Annotated in this window: 22 protein-coding genes; 10 read left to right on the plus strand and 12 right to left on the minus strand. The window is 68.5% G+C overall.

The genetic code is table 11. From position 1 onward, the window contains the following. Positions 1 to 54 precede the first annotated feature (54 nt). The 4 genes from BMY61_RS47985 to BMY61_RS30920 form a co-directional block, all read right to left on the minus strand. Complete coding sequence (locus BMY61_RS47985) at positions 55 to 495, minus strand: tyrosine-type recombinase/integrase (protein ID WP_052438497.1); 441 nt, start codon at positions 493 to 495, stop codon at positions 55 to 57. Between the two features lie 594 nt (positions 496 to 1,089). Continuing rightward, complete coding sequence (locus BMY61_RS45390; protein ID WP_143094603.1) at positions 1,090 to 1,659, minus strand: hypothetical protein; 570 nt, start codon at positions 1,657 to 1,659, stop codon at positions 1,090 to 1,092. A 460-nt stretch (positions 1,660 to 2,119) separates the two neighbouring features. Continuing rightward, the gene (locus tag BMY61_RS45395) at positions 2,120 to 2,848 is read right to left on the minus strand and encodes a HEPN domain-containing protein (protein ID WP_143094604.1); all 729 of its coding nucleotides are present in this window, start codon (positions 2,846 to 2,848) and stop codon (positions 2,120 to 2,122) included. Positions 2,849 to 2,854: 6 nt separating this feature from the next. Then, positions 2,855 to 4,009, minus strand: a complete 1,155-nt coding sequence (locus tag BMY61_RS30920; protein ID WP_052438496.1) for a DUF262 domain-containing protein — start codon at positions 4,007 to 4,009, stop codon at positions 2,855 to 2,857. Positions 4,010 to 4,539: 530 nt separating this feature from the next. Here BMY61_RS30920 and BMY61_RS30925 point away from each other — a divergent pair. Next, complete coding sequence (locus BMY61_RS30925) at positions 4,540 to 5,487, plus strand: hypothetical protein (RefSeq protein WP_143094605.1); 948 nt, start codon at positions 4,540 to 4,542, stop codon at positions 5,485 to 5,487. 269 nt (positions 5,488 to 5,756) lie between these two features. Here the strand turns inward: BMY61_RS30925 and BMY61_RS30930 are convergent, their stop codons facing one another. Continuing rightward, the gene (locus BMY61_RS30930; RefSeq protein ID WP_082014860.1) at positions 5,757 to 6,398 is read right to left on the minus strand and encodes a CGNR zinc finger domain-containing protein; all 642 of its coding nucleotides are present in this window, start codon (positions 6,396 to 6,398) and stop codon (positions 5,757 to 5,759) included. Between the two features lie 90 nt (positions 6,399 to 6,488). Between BMY61_RS30930 and BMY61_RS30935 the strand changes: the two genes are divergently transcribed. From BMY61_RS30935 to BMY61_RS30950, 4 genes are all read left to right on the plus strand, one after another. Then, positions 6,489 to 7,244: an MBL fold metallo-hydrolase gene (locus BMY61_RS30935; RefSeq protein ID WP_042444733.1), complete on the plus strand. Its 756-nt coding sequence runs from the start codon at positions 6,489 to 6,491 to the stop codon at positions 7,242 to 7,244. Between the two features lie 131 nt (positions 7,245 to 7,375). Beyond that, positions 7,376 to 7,600, plus strand: coding sequence for an FmdB family zinc ribbon protein (locus tag BMY61_RS30940; RefSeq protein ID WP_042444731.1), 225 nt, complete (start codon positions 7,376 to 7,378; stop codon positions 7,598 to 7,600). 111 nt (positions 7,601 to 7,711) lie between these two features. Next, positions 7,712 to 8,218, plus strand: coding sequence for a DUF4383 domain-containing protein (locus tag BMY61_RS30945; protein ID WP_042444729.1), 507 nt, complete (start codon positions 7,712 to 7,714; stop codon positions 8,216 to 8,218). A 61-nt stretch (positions 8,219 to 8,279) separates the two neighbouring features. Next, positions 8,280 to 9,152: a TerD family protein gene (locus tag BMY61_RS30950; RefSeq protein ID WP_042444727.1), complete on the plus strand. Its 873-nt coding sequence runs from the start codon at positions 8,280 to 8,282 to the stop codon at positions 9,150 to 9,152. Between the two features lie 81 nt (positions 9,153 to 9,233). Here BMY61_RS30950 and BMY61_RS30955 read toward each other — a convergent pair whose 3' ends face one another. Further along, complete coding sequence (locus BMY61_RS30955) at positions 9,234 to 9,968, minus strand: Tellurium resistance (protein WP_052438495.1); 735 nt, start codon at positions 9,966 to 9,968, stop codon at positions 9,234 to 9,236. A 210-nt stretch (positions 9,969 to 10,178) separates the two neighbouring features. On the opposite strand from BMY61_RS30955, the gene BMY61_RS30960 reads away from it, so the two are divergent. Next, positions 10,179 to 11,189, plus strand: coding sequence for a DUF2637 domain-containing protein (locus tag BMY61_RS30960; protein ID WP_042444725.1), 1,011 nt, complete (start codon positions 10,179 to 10,181; stop codon positions 11,187 to 11,189). 269 nt (positions 11,190 to 11,458) lie between these two features. After that, a complete protein-coding gene (locus tag BMY61_RS30965; protein WP_052438494.1) occupies positions 11,459 to 12,676 on the plus strand; it encodes an ROK family protein in 1,218 nt (405 codons plus the stop codon). Between the two features lie 184 nt (positions 12,677 to 12,860). Here the strand turns inward: BMY61_RS30965 and BMY61_RS30970 are convergent, their stop codons facing one another. The 6 genes from BMY61_RS30970 to BMY61_RS30995 all read right to left on the minus strand — a co-directional run bounded on the left by BMY61_RS30970 (position 12,861) and on the right by BMY61_RS30995 (position 17,722). Further along, entirely contained in the window at positions 12,861 to 13,625 is a 765-nt protein-coding gene (locus BMY61_RS30970) for a class I SAM-dependent methyltransferase (protein WP_236655921.1), read from the minus strand. 9 nt (positions 13,626 to 13,634) lie between these two features. Further along, the gene (locus BMY61_RS30975) at positions 13,635 to 14,807 is read right to left on the minus strand and encodes a DUF475 domain-containing protein (RefSeq protein WP_042444723.1); all 1,173 of its coding nucleotides are present in this window, start codon (positions 14,805 to 14,807) and stop codon (positions 13,635 to 13,637) included. A gap of 76 nt (positions 14,808 to 14,883) precedes the next feature. After that, positions 14,884 to 15,462, minus strand: coding sequence for a TerD family protein (locus tag BMY61_RS30980; RefSeq protein WP_042444721.1), 579 nt, complete (start codon positions 15,460 to 15,462; stop codon positions 14,884 to 14,886). A gap of 183 nt (positions 15,463 to 15,645) precedes the next feature. Next, positions 15,646 to 16,104, minus strand: coding sequence for a peroxiredoxin (locus BMY61_RS30985; RefSeq protein ID WP_042444719.1), 459 nt, complete (start codon positions 16,102 to 16,104; stop codon positions 15,646 to 15,648). Between the two features lie 86 nt (positions 16,105 to 16,190). Then, complete coding sequence (locus BMY61_RS30990) at positions 16,191 to 17,111, minus strand: hypothetical protein (protein ID WP_143094606.1); 921 nt, start codon at positions 17,109 to 17,111, stop codon at positions 16,191 to 16,193. Positions 17,112 to 17,275: 164 nt separating this feature from the next. Beyond that, entirely contained in the window at positions 17,276 to 17,722 is a 447-nt protein-coding gene (locus BMY61_RS30995; RefSeq protein ID WP_042444715.1) for a DUF3052 domain-containing protein, read from the minus strand. 549 nt (positions 17,723 to 18,271) lie between these two features. Between BMY61_RS30995 and aceE the strand changes: the two genes are divergently transcribed. From aceE to BMY61_RS31010, 3 genes are all read left to right on the plus strand, one after another. Next, a complete protein-coding gene (gene aceE, locus BMY61_RS31000) occupies positions 18,272 to 21,022 on the plus strand; it encodes a pyruvate dehydrogenase (acetyl-transferring), homodimeric type (protein ID WP_042444713.1) in 2,751 nt (916 codons plus the stop codon). A gap of 169 nt (positions 21,023 to 21,191) precedes the next feature. Beyond that, positions 21,192 to 21,932 carry a G1 family glutamic endopeptidase gene (locus BMY61_RS31005; protein WP_042444711.1) on the plus strand — a complete coding sequence of 247 codons (741 nt, stop codon included), beginning with the start codon at positions 21,192 to 21,194 and terminating at the stop codon, positions 21,930 to 21,932. Positions 21,933 to 22,222: 290 nt separating this feature from the next. Continuing rightward, positions 22,223 to 23,341 carry an alpha/beta hydrolase gene (locus BMY61_RS31010; protein WP_042444709.1) on the plus strand — a complete coding sequence of 373 codons (1,119 nt, stop codon included), beginning with the start codon at positions 22,223 to 22,225 and terminating at the stop codon, positions 23,339 to 23,341. Positions 23,342 to 23,371 lie beyond the last annotated feature (30 nt).

A 23,371-nucleotide genomic window follows, 5' to 3' on the forward strand; every position in this document is an offset into this window, starting at 1 on the left:
TCCGAACAGCAACGGAGCCCCACACCATGATCGGCGTGAGGCTCCACGTGCCACTTACGTGCCAGATGGGTCCGTGTCCGGCGAACCGTCTTCCCTGGCTTCTTTGATCATCTGCCCGAGCTTGTCCGCGATGACGCGGTCCCGACCGGCGGTCATGTGCTGGTAGATCAGCGCGGCGCGGGTGCTGCTGTGGCCCATCTGGGTCATGAGCTCCCGCGTGCTGGCGCCGGCGTTGGCCGCGAGGGTGTTCCCCGTGTGGCGGAGATCGTGGAAGTGCACCTCATCGCTGATCTTCGCCTTCTTCCGAGCCCGCTCCCACACCTCGTGGAAGTTCCTCCGCCGGAGCCGACCGCCCAGGGCTCCCGTGAAGACGTGGGACGTGTCAAAGGCGTAGATAATGGTGTCGCCTTCGCGTCCATCGCCCAGTGAAACCGCGAACTTTTCAATGGGTAGGAATTCATGGGCAACTGACGGGTCTAGAACCTCGGCATTCACGTGGAAGATCCTCACCCAGAGTCGGGATGAATCTGGCCTGGCTGGGCATGGAGAAAGCGGTCCTTGGCCTGGATCATGCCAACTGATGATTGCGCGACCAAGATCCGGGCCAACCACGGACCTGCGTGCCTGAGCTGTGCGGGAATTGGATGCCTGCAAGCAGGTCAGAGGCTTGATCGACGGAGAATGCAGAACGGCCTATAAAGCCGATCGCGTCTTGGTCAAGCCTTTCGGTGCGTGGACAATGCCCGTCGTGACTTCAAAACTCGACCAACCCAGATGACCTTCCGATCTTCGCAGCGGCAGGACCTTTCTGGTGGGCGGAACCATTGGGACCGTTGCCTATGCCTTGATCGCGCACCGGCCGGGGGGAGTGGCCAGGCTGCCGTGGTGGGGGATCCTGGTGGGAGCGGCCGTCGCAACGAGTCTGGCCGCGCTGTCCCCGAACCGTCAGCGGCAACAGAGATGACGGCCGAGCCGATTGAGTCGCCGTGCCCGTTGCGTGCCCGCAGGGGCGGGGTCTGGTCCGAGGCGAGCTTCCGCTGATATGGGAGGTAGACGGCCGTTTGGCCAATAGCGAGCGGAGCTTGGGACCTACCAGTCTTGCGTGAACCCTGGGTCGTCTCCGCCGAGGGCCCTTCGAGCCCTCGCAATGAACTCGCGCAGGGCGACGACTTCAGCAGCGTGGAGGGCCAGTTGCTCATCGCTGATGAGCTTCACGAGCACCTCTGCCGTGCCGAGGTGGGCACGAGCAGCGGCCTCCATGCCACGGTGAGCTTCTAGAGCAGCGTTATTGAGCTCTCTGGCCGCGTCGCTCACCTCAGGAGGACCTTCGAGGCGGACGTACTCTGCTTCGCTCTCAGGGGCTTCAAGAGCTGGGAAGTAGTCCTCCCATATCCGCGGCCAAGACAGGGCGGTGGGTAGAGCTGCCTGCCGGCGCGTGTTGCCGACGATTGCACCTTCTTCGCGGCAGCCATCATGCAGATGTAATGCCTCCCGACGCTCAAGGCGATGTCCGGCACGGCGTTCTGACCTAGACCTGTCTGCTTGGGCTTGGGCCAGTCGTTCCTGGCGGCCTTTCAGTGCACCGAACAGCCCTGTGAGTGCTAAGCCTCCGAGCGCGGACGCTGCCGATATGACCGCTCCCCAGTTTCCGTCACCCATACAGTGAAGCATCCGGCAGCGCAGTTGCCGGCAGTTCCTGATGATCCGTGCGAGAGGCCAGAGCGAATGCTTCATTCGGAGGGCAGGGGCGTGCCACAACCGCGCCAGGACAGACAGCAGCCGGCGGGGAATGGCGGGCACGGCAACGGCTGGAGTGCAGGTCAGAGACTCGCAGGCCAGACAGATTCTGCCCCGGGAAGGCTTAAAGGCAGATATCGCTGACTCGAAGCCAACTCCAGGTGACGAAAGGTTGCGACTTGCCGGACCGGCCCTTCACCCTTGTCATAGTCTGATTGCGCCCCTCACTAAGTGAATTCGACTCCCTTACCCGAATGATCCGGTGCCCCTGACCTTCCGGTTCGGATGCTGGCGTATCGTAGATGTAAGGCTCAATTCGCTTTTTCATGGCTTCGAAACTCAGAGGAGCGACTGGCACACACTTATCTACGGAATCCCTAGATCACGATGGCGACGCAACCTCCGTGCTTCCTGCTTCTGCATAGCTGTCAACTATGTCAGTGACATAACCGTTTAGAATATCGAAAAGTGTTTTGGCCAAGACTTCAATAAAGCGCACGTTGTACGTCAACTCCGGGCGCGAGATGTGAAGTGCCGAAGCAGTGTGGGCGACTTGATGTCGAGAGTTCACCAAGGCATCAAGTTTTTGCTCTTCGAAGCCTTCAATTTCTGGCCTTCCCCATAGCTTGGTAAATTCTGGGGAGGCTTTCTTGAAGACCTCTGATATCCCTACGGTCTTGAACATTCTTTTCACGCAAGCCGCGTCCGGATTACTGTTGGTTGCTGCCAGCGCCCTAGGCTCAAAGCTTCCCTTTGAGAGCAACTTTGCCGCAGCGATAACGCCTTCAAGGCGTTGCTCTCTTTCCATTCCCTTACTTGAATAGTCTCCCTTGATGGCCAACTCCATAGAAGCAAACGATGCTTCCACGCGAAGCTTTTGAGGCAGCAATGCAGCGGGAACGCCAGCGGCGCGAATGCGATCTAGTTCCTCTTCGAAAAGGTCCCGAAGGAACTTTTCGAATGCGGCGACGGTAAGGACAGTGCATGCTCCACGAAGGGCCGATACCGTAGCAATCTCACGATCCTCGGGAGGATCTAGGTAAACCGACTCCAGGGAGATCAGGGCTTTGACCGATAGCAGACTGGAGTCCAGGTTCGGAAGTGATGACATCGGAGATTAGCCGATCACATCCGAAATCATGTTTCGCATGTGTTGGATACGCTCACGGAAATATGTAGGGGTGTTGGTAGCTGCGTCGACCACCCGTCGAAATGATGGTTCCTGGAAGAGCTTCTTCACCCCTTCGATGATTTCCTTCTGATTCTTCGCCAGGTCCTCCTTGGAGAAGTCACTAAGGGCGAAGATCTCAGCGTCATAGAGCGAAGCAAGGACCTGCCTTCGCCACGTCCCCTTCTCGGGCGACCATCGCTGGAACGCATTAGGGCCGAACGCGGCGTGCGCCTTACTGATTGCCTCGCGGAAAGCCTTGCGCTGCTCCTCTACCTCTTCCTCCTTCATGGCATGGTTCTCGCCCATGAAGGAGTCCAGCTTCCGCCCCATTCCGCCCGCAAATGTGTCCCAATTGCTGCGGAATGTCAGATACCTTAGGACAAACTCGGCGTCACGCATCTCTTTGTAGATCGCAGACCGACTCTTGTCCTTGATTCCGAGCAGCACGTGAAACTCTCGCGAAATGGACTCCTCTAGGATCATATCGTTCAACTTACCGGGCCAGGCACTATTCCTGATCTCTTGAGGATTCAGGCGAATACCACCGGTATTCAGGCGCTGGAAGACTTGGTACTTAATGTCAGGATCCGACTGCCTCAGGATGATTACGGCGCGAAGGTTCGCCCGGGTCTCGAGGATGGTCTGCAAGGTGGATGGGAGCTCGTCAAAAGTCAAGCCGTTTGCCTCCGGAAAAACGGAGAGACCTTGCAATCGATAACGCCCCAGAAGAAAGTCGCTAATGGCGGTGAGGCGCTGCTTTCCGTCGATCACTGAGTAGTGGCCGTAAGCATCTTCGTTCAGGAAGATGTTTGGGATAGGGACGTTCATGAGAAAGGACTCGATGAGTTGAGACTTTCGAGTTTCATCCCATCGATTACGCCGCTGATATGACGGAGAAAGATCAATACTCCGGCTTCGGACTAGGTCCGTGAGAGATTTGAGGTTGTAGTCTAGGACGCTTGTCAGAAGATCCCTCTGCTTGGCTTCCCAAAAACCAATGGGATCTTGCTCGAACTCCGAGTCGAGCTCTAGCTCCTGCTCCTCGATATCGCGTTCCTCAGAGAATTCGAGGTCAAGAGTCTCATTGTCGTCGTTGCCCATGATCAGCTCCCGTCTGCGTCCTTGATCCAGATCCTACGGTGCTCGAGAGAGCATGTCCTTCAGTTGTAGCGATCTGTGAGGAGCTCTCAACAACCGTGACAGACCGACGCGTTGTCACCAGGAAGCCGCTGCCGTAGACGGCCCGTAAGGTGAACGTGCACCTGGGATGCGGGTTTCATGTCCGTTCCACTGCCGGCTGCGGGCGGCTACTTGCGGCAGTTCCCCAATCAAGCCGCGCAGGCAGGCCCGCAGGTGCAGCGGTACATCTAGGCGGAGGCTGCGCCTGAGGTGTGCGTGCGTGCCTTCACCGCACGGGCAGCTCACTGATCTGACATCAACCCCAACAGCCCCAGGTGATCAGCGGTGCTCCACGGTGGTGCCTCTACATGCTGCGGCGGGCAGCGCCCGCACGTCCCGCCAGGCGCTGGTCGAGCTCGCAAAGCAGATGTCGGCGGTTCGAATCCGTCTGTGCCCACCAGCTCATTGGCGCCACAGCGATCAAGCTCCGGGACCGCGGACATGCCTACCCAGTGGCGCTGCGCCGTGGAACGATCAGCCCCATGAGCGAGCCCTGGGACGTCGTCAGTTGGTCCGGCTGTGTGCACGCCCATGGCTCGGCGGAGAACATCCCCGCGCACATTGCCGCATGGCGCGACGGCGGCCCGCGTCAGCGGCTGGACAGTGGCGACTACCTGCGTGAGGCGAACTTCGCGTTCGGCATCTGGCCGGCCACGGCGCCGACCGCGACGGCGCTCGCGGTGCTGCTGGAATCCGGCGGCCTGGACGAGGAGCAGGCCCAACTGCCGCTGCTGTTCATCGACCGGATCGCCCACCTGTGTGACCTCGGGAGTGAGGCCGAAGCGCTTCGCGAACGCTGTGGGCAGCATGCCGGGGACATCGCAGCGTGGGTGACGGCCTATGGTGCGGGCGACCAGGACGTGCGGGAGTCGATGCGCTCCGACGAGTCCGAGGCGCTGAGGCTTGTCCATGAGTCCTCGCGGCTTGCCTGCTTCGACGTGATCCCGCGACTTGTCACGGCGGTGCTGCCGCACCTGGACGACGAGCGGATCAGGCGGCGCGGCTGGCTTGCCGCGACGCTCGCCGCGCTCGCCCGGCATCCGCTGGTGGAGGTCCACAGGCCGCTGCTCTCGGAGCGCGTCGAGAAGATGGCACAGGCTCAGACGGACCCGCACGAACTCGCGACCGCGCTGCTCGCTCTCGGTGATCTCGGGGGCACTCCCCGGGCGTGGCTGGAGCACCCTCACATCGGGGTCCGATGGAGCGCTGCCCTGGCGACGTCTTTGGCCGCCGACGGGGTTGCGAAGAGGCTGCGGGAGGAGCTTGTTCGATCGCCCAGCGCGTACTTCGCCTCCTTCGGTCCCGGCATGGCGGCGCCGGGGCAGTTCATGGCGCCTCCGTACGGACGCGGCTTCGGCGAAATGCTGCTGGAACGCGCGCGTGCGTGCTCGACGCCGTGACCCGGCGCGCCTGATCTCGGCCGTCGTTCGGTGTGGGCCGTGGGCCGTCCGCCACAATGGGGCTGTGGAATTCGAGGGTTCACGTCCAGTTGCTCCGAGGCTTCTCCTCGTCGATCGCGTCGGCTGGTTCGTGCTGGAGCGCCCTGGGTTGATCCCCGCCGGATGCCGCTTCTGGACCGAGTCGGACGCGCTGGTCGTCGAGCTTCCTGAAGGGGAGCGGCGCAGGTACCCGGGCAGGATGGTCCGCTGACACGGACGCGGGCGGTCCGTCAGGCCTGCCCGGTTCGGCGGGCGTAGGAGCGGGCGGCTCGGGCGCGGTCGCCGCAGCGGGTGGAGCACCACTGGCGGCGACCGTGGCGCAGGAGGAAGCGAGTGCAGGGCGGGGAGCCGCAGGCGGTGAGGCGGGGGGCGTCCGGGCCGGTGAGGAGGTCAGCGGCATTGTCGGCGAGGGCCGCGAGGGCGTGTTCGAGGATCTGCGTCGTGGGGTGCGGGGCGGCCCGGTAGTGGCCTGCGCCCTGGTCCCAGTGCAGGAGGGCGACCGCGCGGGTGCGCAGCATGGCGTCGTTGACGGCCGCCAGGGCGGTGGGTGGGGCCGGCATCTCGTCGACGCGGGCGGCGAACAGCATGCGGATCTGCTCGCGCAGTGACCGCAGTTGGGCGGCGCACACTTCCCTGATCCCGGCGTCTGCCGGCGCGAGGCCGTGCGCGGTGAGCCAGGCGTTCGCGCTCTCGGGTGTGCCGAGGAGGTCGATGACGTGGCCGCCGGGAAGGGTGCGGGCGCTGTTGGCGAAGTCGAGCGCCGAGTAGGCGTCCGCGCCCGGCGCGGGCTCGGGTGCGGGCTCGGGTGCGGGCTCGGGTGCGGGCTCCGGGACGGACTCCGGGACGGAGGTCGGGATGGCGGTCTCCTGCATGGGTCTCATGGTAACGCTTGCGCTATCCGTGAGAAGCCGCCTATGGTCATCTCACGGATAAGTCGCAACCATCCATGAGAGTGGTGTCCCATGCAGCAGATCTCCGTTCGCGTCCTCGGCGGCCCGACGGCGTCCTTCCAGTACGGCGGCCTGCACTTCCTCACCGACCCGACGTTCGACGGGCCGGGCGAGTACCAGAACCCGGGTCGGCCCCTGCTGACCAAGACCGCTCCCTCCGCCGCACAGCCGGACGAGCTCGGGCCGATCGACGTGGTGCTGCTCTCCCACGACGAGCACGCCGACAACCTCGACCGCAGCGGTCGTGGCCTGCTGGCCGAGGTCCCGCTGACCCTCACCACGACCGGCGGCGCCCAGCGCCTGGGCGGGACGGCAAAGGGCCTGGCCACATGGGAACAGGTCACGCTCGACCGTCCCGGCGGGGGCAGTGTCACCGTGACCGGCGTCCCCGCGATCCACGGCCCCGGCAAGCGCGAGGAGGTCGAGCCGTTCAGCGGGCAGGTCACCGGCTTCGTGCTGACCGGCGAGGGCCTGCCGACCGTCTACGTCAGCGGCGACAACGCCTCACTCGAGGCCGTCGCCGAGATCGCCGACCGGTGCGCGCCGGTGGACACCGCCGTGCTGTTCGCGGGCGCGCCTCGGATCCCGGTCCTGTTCGGCGGGCAGCCGCTGGTGCTGGACAGCGCGCAGGCGGCGGAGGCGGCCCGGATCCTCGACGCTCGCCGGGTGGTCAGCGTCCACCACGACAGCTGGTCCCACTTCACCGAGGGCCGGGAGGAGATCGTCGCCGCGTTCGAGGCCGCGGGGTTGGCCGATCGCCTGGTGTGACCACCGCACCCACCTGTGACCACCGCGCACCACCGCACACCACCGCGCCGCCCCCTGACCACCACACCCGCCCGACACCCGCCCGCTGGTACCTGGCGCCGTACCAGGGGGCGGGTGAGAGGATGGGCGGCATGCCTCGCTATGACTACCGCTGCCACTCCTGCGGCGCCACGTTCGAGCTGAACCGCCCCATGTCGCAGGCCAACGCGCCCGCAGTGTGTCCGGCCGGACACGAGGACGTCACCAAGCTGATGTCGATGGTCGCCGTGACCGGCTCCGCCGCGGGCGGGGGCGCCGCGCCGCAGGCCGGCGGTGGTGGCGGCGGCGGTTGCTGCGGAGGCGGCTGCTGCGGCTGAGCCGCGGGCCTCACAGCCTGGCGAGGCGGGTGTTGCACCGGGTGGGACACGGTCGGACGATGGAATCCGGACTGCCGTCACCGCCCACGCGCACCCTCCGAGGAGGCGGCCATGAAACTGCAGGACCATCTGCCGGTCGACCACCGGCTCGGCCAGGTCTACCGGTACAGCGCCGGGGCCATCGGCCTGTTCCTGATCGTCTTCGGCATCCTCGGCTTCACCAACAACGTCGGGTTCTTCTCCACCACCGGTGCCCACGTCGCCGGGATGACCACCAACGGCGCGCTCAGCCTGCTCTCGGTGCTGTTCGGCGCGCTGCTGGTGGGCGGCGCCGTGGTCGGCGGGAACACCGCGTCGACGCTGAACATCGGCGTGGGCATCCTCTTCATCATCAGCGGGTTCGTGAACCTCGGCCTGATCGCCGGACCGGACAACCTGCTCAACTTCCACATGCGGAACGTCATCTTCAGCTTCGCGGTCGGGTTGGGCCTGCTGCTGTTCGGCATGTACGGACGGGTGACGCTCCACCTGCCGCACGACAACCCGTACTGGCAGAGCCGGCACCCCGACGCCGCGAAGGGGAACGCACTGCCACCGCGGGCCCTGCCGCACGGGTGACGATCGGCTCCCCCGGCCTCCCGGTTCCGTCGCCGCGCGCCGGTACGGCAGGATGTTCGGCATGACCGAGGTCATGCCGAAGGGCTCCAACACACAGCTCCCCGCCGAGGTGGCCGCGGTTCGGGTGGTGCTGCGCTGGCAGCTGCTGCCCGGAACGCCGGACGTGGACGTGTCGGCCCTGCTGCTGACCGCGCAGGGCCGCGTCCGCGAGGACGCGGACTTCGTCTTCTACAACCAACCCCGCCACCCCAGCGGTCTGGTCCGGCACCGGGCCAAGGCCCGGCGCCCCGGCGAGGCCAGCGACACCCTGGACGTGGACCTCGACCGCCTGCCCGGTTGGGTGGACCGGGTCGTGCTCGGCGCCAGTGTCGGCGACGGCCAGGACTTCGCCGCCGTGGGCGGACTGCAGCTGCTGCTCTTCGACATCGCAGGCGGCCCCGGCGCCCCCGCGCTGGCCCGGTTCGACCTCTTCGACGTGCGCCTGGCCGCCGCGCTGCTCTGCGGCGAGCTCTATCGGCGCTCCGGTGCCTGGAAGTTCCGCGCCATCGGCCACGGCTACACCGCCGGACTCGCCGCCCTCGCGCAGGACTTCGGCGTCACCGTCGAAGAAGAGGAGAGCGAGGAGAGCGAGGAGAACGAGGGGAGCACGGAGGGCGCGGAAAGCAGAGAGAGAGCGAACAGCAGGGAGAGCGCGGAGCAGGGGCCGGATTCCGCGTCGGCTCCGCTGCCGATGCGGGAGCCCGCGGCGACCGACGGGGAGCCGGTGGCCCAGTCATCCGCACAGGGCCAGGCACAGGGCCAGGCACCGGGGCAGGCTCAGGCGCCGGCACAGGCGCTCGTCCACGCGCCCCCGCTGCCGCCGTTCGAGCAGCTCCTGCCCGAGCCCGCCGGGTTCGCCCTCCCGCCGCAGGGTCCGCAGTTCGTCCGCCCGTAGGACGGACAGAAGGGCACGAGGGCATAGGGCATGGGGGCACCAGGCCGTGAGGACCTGGGGCCATGACCGTGCGGGGGCCGCTCAGGACCCGACCGGCTTGAACCCCCGCTGCCACTGCAGGCCCCAGCCGTACAGCCGGTCCAGCTCCGCCTGGAAGCCGTAGACGTAGCGGACCTCGCGCGTCACCAGGAACTCGCCGTCGCCCTTGTTCTCGATCAGCAGCACCGCGCACGAGCGCGCCTGCGCGGCGCGCTCGTCCAGGCGCACCTCGATGCGCGGACCGGAGGTCGGGAAGAGCGTCACCACCGCATGGGTGCGGTCGAACGCCGGGGTGTCGTCATAGATGTAGACGAAGATGAGCAGGCGCTTGAACTGGTCGCGCTTGTCCATGTCGATGTACATCATCTCGCCGGTCGGCGCACCCGAGCGGTCGTCGCGGCTCAGCCGGATGTACGGCGAGTGGTGCAGATCGCCCATGTAGGGGCCGAGCGGTTGGATGACGCCCTTGCTGCCGTCCGTCATCTCGTACAGGCAGCCCAGGTCCAGGTCGACGGCGAGCGGTTCGCTCCCGGCCTGACCGAGCGTCACCGGACGGAACGGGTTCGGGTTGAGCAGCGCCCGGAACTGCTCGCGGGCCGAGCGCCGGGGCGGCTCGGCCTCGCGGGCGGTCCAGTGCAGATTGACCTGCATTGTCCCGGCCAGCGCGCCCGTCTCGGTCAGCGAGACGGTACGGCGCTTGCGGTCCAGGGTGATCCGCTCGATGCCCACGTCGAGACCGCGATCGGCCTTGCGCAACAGGTCCAGCAGTCCGGCCATCTCTGGCGCCCCCTCAGTCCACCCGGCGTGTGCCTCAGTTCCCCCGCCCCTCAGCAGCGGGTATACCCGCAGGAAAGGGACGCATGCGGCGCGCCGTCGGCATCGGGCCGGGAGCGCCCCCGGTCTTGGCTCCACCCGGTCGATAACACACCTGGCTCACGCGTACGATACGGAGTCTCCTGCCACACACCCAAGCCGAGGCGCCTCCGTATGAACCTCTCCTCCATACAACTGGTCTGGCTGGTCGTCGGCTGCGCGATCGCGCTCGTCGTCGCCGTCGTCATGAGCCTGCTGCGCACGAAGAAGCCCAAGCACGCCGCATCCGAGGACTCCTGGGAGCGCAGCGAGGAGCGTCGCCGCCGCAAGGAGGCACTCTACGGGGGCGCGTCCTACGTACTGCTCTTCTGCTGTGCCGCCGTGGCCGCCGCACTCTCCTTCCACGGCCTGGTCGGCTTCGGCCGTCAGAACCTGAACCTGTCGGGCGGTTGGGAGTACCTGGTTCCGTTCGGCCTGGACGGCGCTGCCATGTTCTGCTCCGTCCTCGCGGTCCGCGAGGCCAGCCACGGTGACGCCGCGACCGGCTCGCGCCTGCTGGTCTGGCTCTTCGCCGGTGCCTCCGCCTGGTTCAACTTCGTGCACGCGCCGCGCGGCGGCGACCACAACGGCGCCCCGCAGTTCTTCGCCGGCATGTCCCTCTCCGCGGCTGTCCTGTTCGACCGCGCGCTGAAGCAGACCCGTCGCGCCGCCCTGCGGGAGCAGGGCCTGGTGCCGCGTCCGCTGCCGCAGATCCGCATGGTCCGCTGGCTGCGCGCCCCCGTCGAGACGTACAAGGCCTGGTCGCTGATGCTCCTGGAGAACGTCCGCAGCCTGGACGAGGCGGTGGACGAGGTCCGCGAGGACAAGCGCCAGCGCGAGGCGAACGCCGCCGCGCAGCGCAGCGCGCAGCGGCGCGAGCGCGCCGAGCTGAAGGCGATCGCGCGCTCCGCGCCGATCAAGGAGCTGACGACGCTGGACGCGTCGGCCACCGCCGAGGGCGCGGGTGCCTCCGCGCTGGAGCCGGCCGCGCCGCGCGGCGTGCTCCCCCGCCGTCGCAGCGCGAGCGCGCTGACGGGCGGCATCCCGACCGTCCAGGGCGGCCGTGAGGACGAGGAGGACTCGACGATGTCCCGCCTCGACTCGCTGGACCGCAAGCTCAAGGACCTGGAGCAGCAGTTCGGCTGAGCCGAGCCGCGCGACAGACGCTCTGCGCGCCGGGGAAGCGCTCCGCGAGACGCACGATTCGCACGGGACGCCGAGACGCACGGGCGCACGATTCGCACGAGACGCACGCAGGAAGGGCCTGCCCGGGGTGACCCGGGGTGGGCCCTTCGGCGTTCAGGCTCGGGCGGGCGGGTGTTTCAGGCCGTTTTGGGCGCGGGTGCACGGCCAAGAGCTGGGAAAAGGCCCGTTGGGCCCGGCAACCGTGCGGGCGCAGACCCTACAGTGTGACCATGCTCGCCACACCGTCCGGCCCCAACGGGCCAGCTGGGCCGACCGGTCCGTCCAAGCCGGCCACCTCCGCCACGCTGCGGGAGATCAACCTGCGTACGGTCTTCGACATGATCCGGGCGCAGGCGCCGATCTCACGGGCCGAGGTGGCGCGCCAGACCGGCATCTCCAAGCCCACCGTCTCGGCGCTGTTGCAGGACCTGCTCGACCTGGGGCTGGTCGCGGAGACGGCCCGTGGCGCGCAGGATCTCGGCCCCACCTACGGCGCGCTCTTCTTCGCCCCGCGCCCGGAGGCCGCGCACGTGCTGGCGCTCGACGTCGGCGCACGCCGCCTGCGCGGTGCGGTGGCGGACCTCGAGGGCCGCCAGCTGGCCCGGGAGGACGTCGACGTGGCCGGGATGGACGCGCCGCGCATCGTGGCGGCCGCGGAGGCGCTGGCGCAGCGGCTCTGTGCGAGCGCGGGTGTCCCGCAGAGCGGGATCCAGCACGCGGCGATCGGGGTGCCCGGCGTGGTGGACCTGCGCGAAGGGCGGATCTGGCAGGCTCTCAACATTCCCGCCCTCGACGGTTTTCCCGCACACGAACGGTTCGGTGCGGCGCTGGGCTGCCCGCTCACGCTGGAGAACGACATCCACCTGGCCGCGCTCGGCGAGCAGCGGGCCGGTGAGGGCCGGTCCGTGGGCAGCTTCTGCTTCCTGTCGGTCGGCACGGGTGTGGGCGCCGGACTGGTGCTCCGCGGCGAGCTGCATCGCGGCTTCGCCGGGGCCGCGGGCGAGTTGGACACGGTCTTCGGCACGGACGAGATCGAGCGCAAGGACCCGTGCGCGGAAGCGCTGCTGCGGCACGCGGCCACGCTCTTCCCCGCGGGGGCGTCGCCCGCCTCCACGGAGGAGCTGTTCGCGATGGCGCGGGCGGGCGAGCCGGCCGCGATCGCCGCGGTCGACGAGGAGGCCCGCCGCATTGTCGGCTACCTCGCCCCCGTGGCCGCCGTCGTCGACGTCGAACTCGTGGTGCTGGGCGGCGGGATCGGCCTCAACGCGGACCTCCTGCTGGACCGCGTCACGGAGCTGTTGGCGAGCCGCGTGCCGTATCCCCCGCGGGTCGAGGTCTCCTCGCTGGGCGAGGCGGCGGTCCTGACGGGGGCGGTCGCGGTGGCGACGCGGGAGGCGCTGGAGCAGATTCTCGCTGCGCGGTTCACTGCGGGGCATCGCAGGCCGTAGCCGTTCGACGCCTGGGGCCCATGGCACTGCCCCCAGGGGCGCGAGGAACCGCGCGAGGAACCGCGCGAGAGACCACCGGCGTGCGGATGGCCCTGGTCGCAGAGGACCGTCCGCACGCCGGTGGCTGGCCGCGCCGATGCGGCAGAGCCGCACAAGCAGGGACTCGCGCCCCTGGGGGTTGCCACTACCTCTTGACCGCCACCGTGACGATCGAGCGGGAGGTGTCCGTCACCGGGCCGCCCTCCCAGTCGCCCTGGCGGAGCTCCACGGCGAAGCCGGCGTGGGTGAGGAAGGTGTCCAACTCGGTCTCGCCGAGGAAGCGGAGAGTGGTCCGGCCGACGTCGAGGACGGTGCCGTCCGGGCGCGCGGTGGTCTCGGTGAAGGTGACGGTGTCGTCGATGACGGACTCCACCTCGTGCCACTGGCGCAGGTCCCAGCCGCCGCCGGCGATCGTCTGGACGGCGGACGGGATCCAGCCCTCCCACGCCCGCGCAGCGGGGTTGCGGGTCTCGAAGGCGAACCGCCCCCCGGGGCGCAGCGCGCCGTGGATCGCGGCGAGCGAGGCGCGGAGGTCCTCGTCGGTGACCAGGCACTGGAACGCGTTGCTGGCCATGGTCGCGAGGGCGAACTCGTCCTGCCAGCGGGCGGAGTCCACGGCGACGCCCTCGACCCACTCGATGTCGGTGCGCCGACGGGCGCGCCGCAGGGAAGGGAGGTCGGGGTCGAGGCCGACCAGGCGGCCGGTGTGGCCCGCGTCGCGGGCCTGGTGGAGCATCATTCCGGTGCCGCAGCCGATGTCCAGTACCGAATCGGCGTCGTGCACCAGCAGATCGAAGAACCGGTCCGAGGGGACGTTGGCGCCGTCCCATCGGTACATCTCGTCGTAGAGGGCGACCGCGTCGTCGGGAGTGAAGGCGTCGGGGGTGAAGGCGTCAGGAGTGAAGTCCACCCGCGAACGTTAGAGTCCGATCGATTTGGAGGCAACGGGGTTTTCCCTCGGCCCACCCCGTGGCCCGGCCCCGGGCCCGCCGTCGCCGTCGCCGTCGACATCGCCGCCCACAGCGGCGCCACGGCGGTTGCGCAGCTCGGAGCCGAGCAGGGCGAGGGCGATGAAGGCGACACCGATCAGGCCGGTGACGACCTCGGGGATCGCGTACCTGATCGAGGCCATCAGGATCACGGCGAGGGCGCCGATGGCGTAGTGCGCGCCGTGCTCCAGGTAGACGTAGTCGTCCAGGGTGCCCTGCCGGACCAGGTGGACGGTGAGCGAGCGGATGTAGACCGCGCCGATGCCGAGGCCCAGGGCGATCTGGAAGATGTTCTGGCTGATCGCGAACGCGCCGACGACGCCGTCAAAGGAGAAGGAGGCGTCAAGGATCTCCAGATAGACGAAGAGCACGAAGGCGGCCTTGCCGGCGACGCGCACGGCGGAACGGGCCGAGGACGCCGCGGCGGCCGGCTCGGCGTCGGAGCCGTCCTCGTCGGGCATGCCGACGGACTCGAAACGTTCCGCCAGGCCGGTCGCGAGCAGATAGGTGGCCAGACCCGCGATGCCGGCCACGAGGACGGTCTGCGCGTTGTCACCCGCGAAGAAGTGGGCGGCGAGCAGCAGGACGCCGAGCGAGAGGACGACCGGCAGCCGGTCCATCCGGCCCACGCGCTCCATGACGCGCTCCAGCGGCGCGATCCAGCGGATCTCCTTCTCCCCGCAGAGGAACTCCAGGAAGATCATCAGCAGGAAGACCGCGCCGAAGGCGGCGATCGCCGGGTGGGCGGCGTCGAGGTGCTCGGCGTAGCTGCGGCCGTGGTACGTCCGCGAGGAGTCGAGGGCCAGCTCGAGCACCGTGAACGGGGCGATGTGCGCGGTGAGGCCGACGACGACGAGCGGAAAGACGAGCCGCATCCCGAAGACCGCGACGAGCACGCCGACCGTCAGGAAGATCCGCTGCCAGAACCCGCTCATCCGACGCAGGACGGTCGCGTTGATCACGGCGTTGTCGAAGGAGAGGGAGATCTCCAGGACCGACAGGACCAGGACGATCCCGAAGCCGCTCGCTCCCCACAGGTACGCGGCCGCTGCCAGCCCCAGCAAGGTGATCCCGAAGGACCAGCCGAAGGTGCGGAGGAACACCGCGCGCCCACCCCTTTCACGGCCGACCGGCCGACTGGCCGACACCAGTCGACGCGCCGCGACTCATGACGACTTCTTACGAAACATTCACCCCGAAGTCTAGGGCGATCCCTCGCAGTCCGGTGGCGTACCCCTGGCCAACGGCTCGGAACTTCCACTCGCCCTCGTAGCGGTAGAGCTCGCCGAAGATCATCGCGGTTTCGTCCGACGCCTGTTCGGACAGGTCGAAGCGGGCGAGCTCGGCCCCGTCGGCCTCGTTGACCACCCGGATGAAGGCGCCGCGAACCTGGCCGAAACTCTGCCTGCGGGGGTCGGCGTCGTAGATGGAGACCGGAAAGACGATCTTGTCGACCTGGGTGGGCACCAGGGCGAGCTGGACCGTGATCACCTCGTCGTCCTCGGCGCCGCTGCCGCCGCGGACGTCGTCGCCGTGGTGCTCGACCGAGCCCTCCGGGCTCTTGAGGTGGTTGTAGAAGACGAAGTACTCGTCCCCGAGGACGCGGCCACCGGAGCAGAGCAGCGCACTGGCGTCCAGGTCGAACGGCGCACCGGTCGTCGAGCGGGCCTGCCAGCCCAGCCCGATCCGCACCGCCGTCAGATGCGGTGCCGCCTTCGAGAGTGAGACGTTGCCGCCTTTGGCCAGCGTGACGCCCATGGCTGCTTCCTGCCCCTCTTGCCGCGCGAATCGGCCTTGCCGGCCTCGATCGTAACGGCGTATCAGCAGTCAGCACAGGGCCCGCGGGCCCGGGCGAGCCGGGACACCGCGGGCCCTGTACCCACGTCGCACATGGCGCCACGTCGACGGTGCGGCGACGTCGCGCCGACGTCACACGGACGCTCAGATCGACTGCAGCGCCTTCAGGTACTCCTGCTGGTCGCGCGCGTCCGGCAGGCCGTTGACGACGGACCAGCGGACGACGCCCTGCTTGTCGATGACGAAGGTGCCGCGCACGGCGCAGCCCTTCTCCTCGTCGAAGACGCCGTAGGCGCGGGACACCTCACCGTGCGGCCAGAAGTCCGAGAGCAGCGGGTAGGCGAGACCCTCCTGCTCCGAGAAGATGCGCAGCGCGGGCAGCGTGTCGTTGGAGACGGCCAGGATCTGCACGTCGTCGTTCTGGAACGACGGCAGCTCGCGCTCGATGCTGCAGAGCTCGCCGGTGCAGACGCCGGTGAAGGCGAACGGGTAGAAGACCAGCACCACGTTCTTCTCGCCACGGAAGTCCGCGAGCGAGACGGACTCACCGTGCTGGTTCTTGAGCGTGAACTCGGGAGCCGGAGAACCGACCTCGATAGCCATGCGAAAACCCCTCATCGTCGTAGGCCGTGCCGAGGCCAATCCTGCCATGCGCGTCCGGGCGCTCCGGAGCTGACCACGATGAACACTCAGCGCAGGCCCGGCAGGCGGCCCAGGAGCGAGACCGCGCCCACGGCCTTGCGCAGCAGCGGGCCGCCGGGGAGGTTCGGCACCTGGTCGACCAGGGGGGCCAGGGCGAGGAGGCCGCCGACGCGGCGCAGCCGGATCTCGCCGCGGGCGAGCATCGCGGGGACGGAGCCGGTGCTCACCAGCAGGTGGCGGGCCGCACCCTCGACGCCGGGGAGGTCGTCGGCCGGCTCGCGGCGGCGCGTGCGCCAGCCGTCCGCGTCCGCGGTGAAGACCCAGCCCAGGCCGCCGTCCGGCTCCCACAGGCCCGCCGACGCGGGGATCCGGGACCGCCACGCCAGAGCGCCCACGACGTCGACCATCGCGGCGAGGCCCGCGTCGGCGAGCGGCGGCGGGACGGAACCGGTGGCGGTCTGCACGGCCTGGGCGGCCTCGTGGCCCATCGCGTGGATCTGGGTCAGCACGGGCAGGGGGCCGAGCGGCGAGTCGACGATCCGGCGGCCCAGCTCCGGGACGGCCAGCACCTCGTCGAGCGCGGCAGCGACCCTCTCGCGTGCCTCGGCGAGCGCGGCGAGGATCTCCTCCCGCGACGGATCGAACGGCTTCGGCCGCCGCTCGGGCACCGGCAGCCCGTGCGCCGCGGCCATCACCGCGCCCAGCACCGGCCTTCCCGGCCACGACCCCAACTCGGCCAACACTCTCAGGTCCCCGGCCGCGCCTGCGCCTCCGTCCGCGCGCTCGTCCGCGCCCCCGTCCGCGGCTTCGTCCGCGCGCTCGTCCGCGCGCTCGGCCGCGCCTTCGTCGGCCTGGGCGGCGGTCAGGGCCGCGTCCCAGCCGCCGAGGATGCGGGCGCGCAGGGTGTCCGGGGGTTCGTCGGCGACGCCACGTGGGCCGTGGAGGACCGGTTGGTGATCTTCTCCCATGCCGCCATTCTGCCGCCGGGCCCGCAGGCCCGGCATTTCGGCCTCCCGCTCCGGTTTCGCGAGTTTCGCGCGAAGCGAAACAGGAGCGGGCCCGGACGGATGATCCGTCCGGGCCCGCTCTGTGTCGTTTCGGGAGATTCAGCTCGGGATTCTCAGCGGGAGCGTCAGCGCTTGCCGGCCTTCGCGGCCTTCGGCGTGGCCAGGCGGACCGCCGACCACTCCTTGCTGACCGCAGCCGTCACGGTCTGCGACAGACCGGCCGTCTGGGCGGCGTCTGCGATGTCATGGGCCTCGACGTGGCCGTCGCGCCCGGTCTTCGGAGTGAGCAGCCAGACCAGGCCGCCCTCCACCAGGTACTCCTGGGCATCGACGAGGGAGTCGGTGAGATCTCCGTCTTCGCTGTCCTCGCGGAACCACATCAGCACGACGTCGGCGACGTCGTCGTAGTCCTCGTCGACGAGCTCGGTGCCGGTGAGTTCCTCGACGGACTCACGCAGCTCCTGGTCGACGTCGTCGTCGTAACCGAGCTCCTGGACCACCTGTCCGGCCTCAAGGCCCAGCCGACGTGCCTGGCTGGTCTTGTCCTCCGCGGGGTCCGCGGTCGCGCTCACGGGAATTGCCTCCTATATCCGACCCTGAATCTGGAACCAGGGCTGTGCCGGTAGTCCACACGGGCGCGGCGCGGAGCGCAAGTACCCGGCAGCCGATCGGGCCCTGGTCACGGTGCGTCGCGGGGCGACACGCCGTGGGGCGTGACCGGTATCACGCCCTTTTGCCCCAGTATCTCCGGCACGCGTGGTTCCGCGCAGCGGATTGCCCTTCCCCTTACCCGCCGTAGGCGATGCTCACTCCTGGTAGGGGCTCGACCCCGTGGACGTCTCACCAGTCGACCATGTGACCGACTAGTCCTTGACCAGGCGTAGAGTCTCCTGTTGGCCCTCCCCAGCCTGCCCACTCCACAACGTTGTGGGGAACGGTCGGGCCACCTCGTCGTGCGACACCGCGCAGCAGACGGGACCGGGTCGATTGCCCCTAAGGGATTACTCCCACAAAGGGCGCGAAACGGTTACTCATGGGTAGAGATGACGTTTCTCCCCTTGCGGTCCACGATGGAGGCGGCGCGACACCCTCCCGCAACGACCGACAAGTGAAGGAACAGCGTGGCTTCCGGATCCGATCGCAACCCGATCATCATTGGCGGCCTGCCCAGCCAGGTCCCGGACTTCGATCCCGAGGAGACCAGCGAATGGCTGGACTCCCTCGACGCCGCCGTCGACGAGCGCGGCCGTGAGCGCGCCCGCTACCTCATGCTGCGGCTGATCGAGCGCGCCCGCGAGCGGCGCGTGGCCGTGCCGGAGATGCGCAGCACGGACTACGTCAACACCATCGCCACCAAGGACGAGCCGTTCTTCCCCGGCAACGAGGAGATCGAGCGCAAGGTCCTCAACGCGACCCGCTGGAACGCGGCCGTGATGGTCTCCCGTGCGCAGCGCCCGGGTATCGGCGTCGGCGGCCACATCGCCACCTTCGCCTCCTCCGCGTCGCTGTACGACGTGGGCTTCAACTACTTCTTCAAGGGCAAGGACGCCGACGGCGCCTCCGGCGACCAGATCTACTTCCAGGGTCACGCCTCGCCGGGCATCTACGCCCGCGCGTACCTGTTGGACCGACTGAGTGAGCAGCAGCTCGACAGCTTCCGCCAGGAGCACTCGCGCGCGCCGTTCGGCCTGTCCAGCTACCCGCACCCGCGGAACATGCCCGACTTCTGGGAGTTCCCGACCGTCTCCATGGGTCTCGGCCCCCTGGGTGCCATCTACCAGGCGCGGATGAACCGCTACCTGGAGAACCACGGCATCAAGGACACCTCCGACTCGCGCGTGTGGGCCTTCCTCGGCGACGGCGAGATGGACGAGGTCGAGTCGCTCGGCCAGCTCTCCATCGCCGCGCGAGAGGGCCTGGACAACCTGACCTTCGTGGTCAACTGCAACCTGCAGCGCCTGGACGGCCCGGTCCGCGGCAACGGCAAGATCATCCAGGAGCTGGAGTCGATCTTCCGCGGGAACGGCTGGAACGTCATCAAGCTCATCTGGGACCGCACCTGGGACCCGCTGCTGGGCCAGGACCGCGACGGCGTGCTCGTCAACAAGATGAACACCACCCCGGACGGCCAGTTCCAGACCTACGCCACCGAGTCCGGCTCGTACATCCGCGAGCACTTCTTCGGCGGCGACCTGCGCCTGCGCGCCATGGTCGAGAACATGACCGACGAGCAGATCCAGCACCTGGGCCGCGGTGGCCACGACCACAAGAAGGTCTACGCCGCGTTCAAGGCCGCGACCGAGCACAAGGGCCAGCCGACCGTCATCCTGGCCCAGACCGTCAAGGGCTGGACGCTCGGCCCGAACTTCGAGGGCCGCAACGCGACCCACCAGATGAAGAAGCTGACGGTCGAGGACCTCAAGCGCTTCCGTGACCGGCTGCACCTGCCGATCACCGACAAGCAGCTGGACGAGGGCTACCCGCCCTACTACCACCCGGGCAAGGACTCGGAGGAGATCCAGTACATGCACGACCGCCGTGCGGAGCTCGGCGGTTACATGCCGACCCGCAAGGTCCGGCCGCGCAAGCTGGAGCTCCCCGGCGACGACGCCTACAAGGTCCTGAAGAAGGGCTCCGGCCAGCAGTCGATCGCCACCACGATGGCCTTCGTCCGCCTGCTCAAGGACCTGATGCGGGACAAGAACATCGGCAAGCGCTTCGTGACGATCGCGCCGGACGAGTACCGCACCTTCGGTATGGACTCGCTCTTCCCGTCCGCGAAGATCTACGACCCGATGGGCCAGCAGTACGAGTCGGTCGACCGCGACCTGCTGCTCGCGTACAAGACGTCCCCGCAGGGCCAGATGATCCAGGACGGCATCACCGAGGCCGGCTCGACCGCCTCGCTGATCGCCGCGGGTTCGTCCTACGCCACCCACGGCGAGCCGCTGATCCCGGTCTACGTCTTCTACTCGATGTTCGGGTTCCAGCGCACGGGTGACCAGTTCTGGCAGATGGCCGACCAGCTGGCGCGCGGCTTCGTGCTCGGCGCGACCGCCGGCCGCACCACGCTGACCGGCGAGGGCCTGCAGCACGCCGACGGTCACAGCCAGCTGCTGGCCTCGACCAACCCGGCGGCCGTCAGCTACGACCCGGCCTACGGCTACGAGATCGCCCACATCGTGCAGGACGGTCTGCGCCGCATGTACGGCAGCAGCGCCGAGCACCCGCACGGCGAGGACGTCTTCTACTACCTCACCGTGTACAACGAGCCGATCCAGATGCCGGCCGAGCCCGAGAACGTCGACGTCGAGGGCATTCTCAAGGGCGTCCACAAGATCTCGGAGGGGCATGGCGGCCAGGTCCCGGCGCAGATCCTCGCCTCCGGCGTGGCGGTGCCGTGGGCGCTCGAGGCGCAGCGCATCCTCGCCGAGGAGTGGAACGTCAAGGCCTCGGTCTGGTCGGTGACCTCCTGGAACGAGCTGCGCCGCGAGGCCGTGGACGTCGAGGAGTTCAACCTGCTGCACCCGGACGAGGAGCAGCGCGTCCCGTTCGTGCAGCGCAAGCTGTCGGGCGCGGAGGGTCCGTTCGTGGCCGTCTCCGACTGGATGCGCGCGGTGCCGGACCAGATCGCGCGCTGGGTCCCGGGCCAGTACCAGTCGCTGGGCGCCGACGGCTTCGGCTTCGCCGACACCCGTGGCGCGGCGCGCCGCTACTTCCACATCGACGCGCAGTCGATCGTGCTGGGCGTGCTGACCGAGCTGGCCAAGCAGGGCAAGGTCGACCGCACGGCGCTGAAGGCGGCCATCGACCGCTACCAGCTGCTGGACGTCACCGCCGCCCACCCGGGCAACGCCGGCGGCGACGCGTGATCGCGTAGTACGTAAGCGCCAGAGGCTCGGTGACGATTCGTCACCGAGCCTCTGTGTGTGCTCGGGCCATTTCCTGTGGATTCAGGGAAACCACTCCCCCGTGGGGTGACAGCTCCTCTACCTTGGCGGGACGCCGACAACAGTCGGTCTCCTGTGCGAGAGGAGCCCCATGCGTACGACTCGTCGCGCCACCGCTCTGTCCGCCGCACTCCTGGCCGTCCTCGCGACGGCCGCCCCCGCCGTCGCGGTCACCGCCCCCGTGATCGGCAACGGCACCGTGCACAACCTGCACGTCCACCTGCGCAACAGCTCCAGCTCCAACTGGTCCGGCTTCGCCGCGACCGGCGGGGGCTTCACCAGCATCTCCGCCAGCTGGGTGGAGCCGACCGGCAAGTGCACCAGCGCCACCACCTACTCCAGCTTCTGGGTGGGCATCGACGGCGACGGCAGCAACAGCGTCGAGCAGACCGGCTCCGAGGTCGACTGCTCGGGCGGCGTGCCGCAGTACTACTCCTGGTACGAGATGTACCCGGCGTACCCGGTCAACTTCTCGAACACCGTCAGGCCGGGCGACCACTTCACCGGCTCGGTCACCTACAACGGCTCCGGCAAGTTCACGATGAAGCTCAGCGACACCACCCAGGGCTGGAGCCGCTCGGTGAGCAAGACCTACTCGCCGGCCCAGCGCTACTCGGTCGAGGTCATCGCCGAGGCGCCGTCCAGCTCCACGGGCGTGCTGCCGCTGACGAACTTCGGCACGGTCAACTTCACCAACGCAGCTGCCAACGGGCAGGCGTTGGGCAACTACGGCCCGGACCAGATCAACATGGTCTCCGGCTCCACGACGAAGGCGACCACGTCCTCCCTGTCGGGCGGCGAGAACTTCTCCGTGACGTGGAAGCACGCCTGATAACCGCTTAGCGACGGTGGGTGACGCCCTGGGGCGTCGCCCACCGTCGTCGTGTGAACGCCTCGTAAGAATCCGGCGCGATTGCCGGTCGATTGACGGCCATTGTGATGGTTGTCGCAGTTTGGCTCTCCTTCGTACAGCGTACGCAGCCGGACGATGCCCTTACGCTTGCGCAGAGCGTCTCGCATGGCGGGCATGTCGCCCCATCGACCCGCTCCCCGCATTCCGCTAGACCTCCGGGCCGCTCGCGCCCGCACGACGGTCGACGGCTTCCCCGAGGAGACACCTGCATGCGGTTCAAGCGCACCCTTGTGGCAGCACTGGTCTCCTTCACCTGCCTCGCCGGTACGGGTGCCGCGGCCGCCGGAGCGGCCGTCTCCGCCGAGCAGATCGCCGTCACCACGCCGCCGGCCGGGAGCACCGCCTGGCTGCACGACCGTTCGCTGGGCGTCACCATGCCCGACCCGGCCAGCGCGTCCGCGACCGATGTCGCCGCGTTCTTCTCCGGGCTGAGCGCGGCCCAGGCGCAGCACCTCGTCGAGACCTACCCGCTGGTCGTCGGCAACCTCGACGGGGCCCCGCTCGCGCTGCGCTACCAGGCCAACCAGATCGCCATGCAGGCCGAGCTGGGGCGCCTCAAGCGCGAGGACCCGCAGGCCACCGCGCAGATCGCGATGCTCACCACGCTGACGCAGCCCGGCCACCAGGTCATCGCCTTCGACCCGCGCAGCCGAGGCCTGGTCGCCGAGGTCTTCGGCGACCTCGCGACCGCGGACAAGGTCTCCGTCCTGGTCCCCGGCTCCGACATCGACCTCGCCCACTTCGGCAAGGTCCAGACCGAGGCGCAGGCGCTGCGCGCCGAGGAGCAGCAGGTCTCCCCCGGCACCTCCACCGCGGCCATAGCCTGGGCCGACTACGTGACCCCCGTCGGCCTCGGCGCCGACGCGGCCACCTCCCGCCTCGCGGACGCCGCCGCCCCCCGCCTCACCCGCTTCCTCGCGGGCCTCGCGGTCACCTCGCAGCCGAGCACGCCGCCGTCCCTGTTCTGCCACTCCTACGGGTCCGTGGTCTGCGGCGTGGCAGCCCCCACGCTGCACGCGACGGGCACGGCGACGGACATGGTCGTCCTCGGCAGCCCCGGTATGGACATCGACGACGCCGGGGCACTGGGCACGGGCGTGCGCCTGTGGGCGACCGAGCGGAACGCGACCGACTGGATCGGCAACGTCCCCTACCTGGAGTTCGCCGGCCTCGGCCACGGCCAGGACCCGACCTCCGCCGGCTTCGGCAGCCATCTGGTCTCCTCCACGGGCGCCGCCGGCCACAACGGCTACTACGCCGACGGCACGGCGAGCCTGCGCAACTACGCGAACATCGCTCTGGGCCACTACGGCGACGTGACCAGCTGAGACGCTGTCGGTCCCGGCCACTACAGTGAC

It is taken from the genome of Streptacidiphilus jiangxiensis (assembly GCF_900109465.1).
GTDB classification, from domain to species: domain Bacteria; phylum Actinomycetota; class Actinomycetes; order Streptomycetales; family Streptomycetaceae; genus Streptacidiphilus; species Streptacidiphilus jiangxiensis.

Excerpts from the sequence above, each read along its gene's own strand:
- BMY61_RS30965 (WP_052438494.1), top strand. The coding sequence starts at position 11,459 with ATGCTCGCCACACCGTCCGGCCCCAACGGGCCAGCTGGGCCGACCGGT.
- BMY61_RS30935 (WP_042444733.1), top strand. The coding sequence starts at position 6,489 with ATGCAGCAGATCTCCGTTCGCGTCCTCGGCGGCCCGACGGCGTCCTTC.
- BMY61_RS30960 (WP_042444725.1), top strand. The coding sequence starts at position 10,179 with ATGAACCTCTCCTCCATACAACTGGTCTGGCTGGTCGTCGGCTGCGCG.
- BMY61_RS30985 (WP_042444719.1), bottom strand. The coding sequence starts at position 16,104 with ATGGCTATCGAGGTCGGTTCTCCGGCTCCCGAGTTCACGCTCAAGAAC.
- BMY61_RS45390 (WP_143094603.1), bottom strand. The coding sequence starts at position 1,659 with ATGGGTGACGGAAACTGGGGAGCGGTCATATCGGCAGCGTCCGCGCTC.
- BMY61_RS30930 (WP_082014860.1), bottom strand. The coding sequence starts at position 6,398 with ATGCAGGAGACCGCCATCCCGACCTCCGTCCCGGAGTCCGTCCCGGAG.
- BMY61_RS30990 (WP_143094606.1), bottom strand. The coding sequence starts at position 17,111 with ATGGGAGAAGATCACCAACCGGTCCTCCACGGCCCACGTGGCGTCGCC.
- BMY61_RS30955 (WP_052438495.1), bottom strand. The coding sequence starts at position 9,968 with ATGGCCGGACTGCTGGACCTGTTGCGCAAGGCCGATCGCGGTCTCGAC.
- BMY61_RS30950 (WP_042444727.1), top strand. The coding sequence starts at position 8,280 with ATGACCGAGGTCATGCCGAAGGGCTCCAACACACAGCTCCCCGCCGAG.
- BMY61_RS31005 (WP_042444711.1), top strand. The coding sequence starts at position 21,192 with ATGCGTACGACTCGTCGCGCCACCGCTCTGTCCGCCGCACTCCTGGCC.
- BMY61_RS31010 (WP_042444709.1), top strand. The coding sequence starts at position 22,223 with ATGCGGTTCAAGCGCACCCTTGTGGCAGCACTGGTCTCCTTCACCTGC.
- BMY61_RS30945 (WP_042444729.1), top strand. The coding sequence starts at position 7,712 with ATGAAACTGCAGGACCATCTGCCGGTCGACCACCGGCTCGGCCAGGTC.
- BMY61_RS30980 (WP_042444721.1), bottom strand. The coding sequence starts at position 15,462 with ATGGGCGTCACGCTGGCCAAAGGCGGCAACGTCTCACTCTCGAAGGCG.
- BMY61_RS30920 (WP_052438496.1), bottom strand. The coding sequence starts at position 4,009 with ATGGGCAACGACGACAATGAGACTCTTGACCTCGAATTCTCTGAGGAA.
- BMY61_RS45395 (WP_143094604.1), bottom strand. The coding sequence starts at position 2,848 with ATGTCATCACTTCCGAACCTGGACTCCAGTCTGCTATCGGTCAAAGCC.
- BMY61_RS30940 (WP_042444731.1), top strand. The coding sequence starts at position 7,376 with ATGCCTCGCTATGACTACCGCTGCCACTCCTGCGGCGCCACGTTCGAG.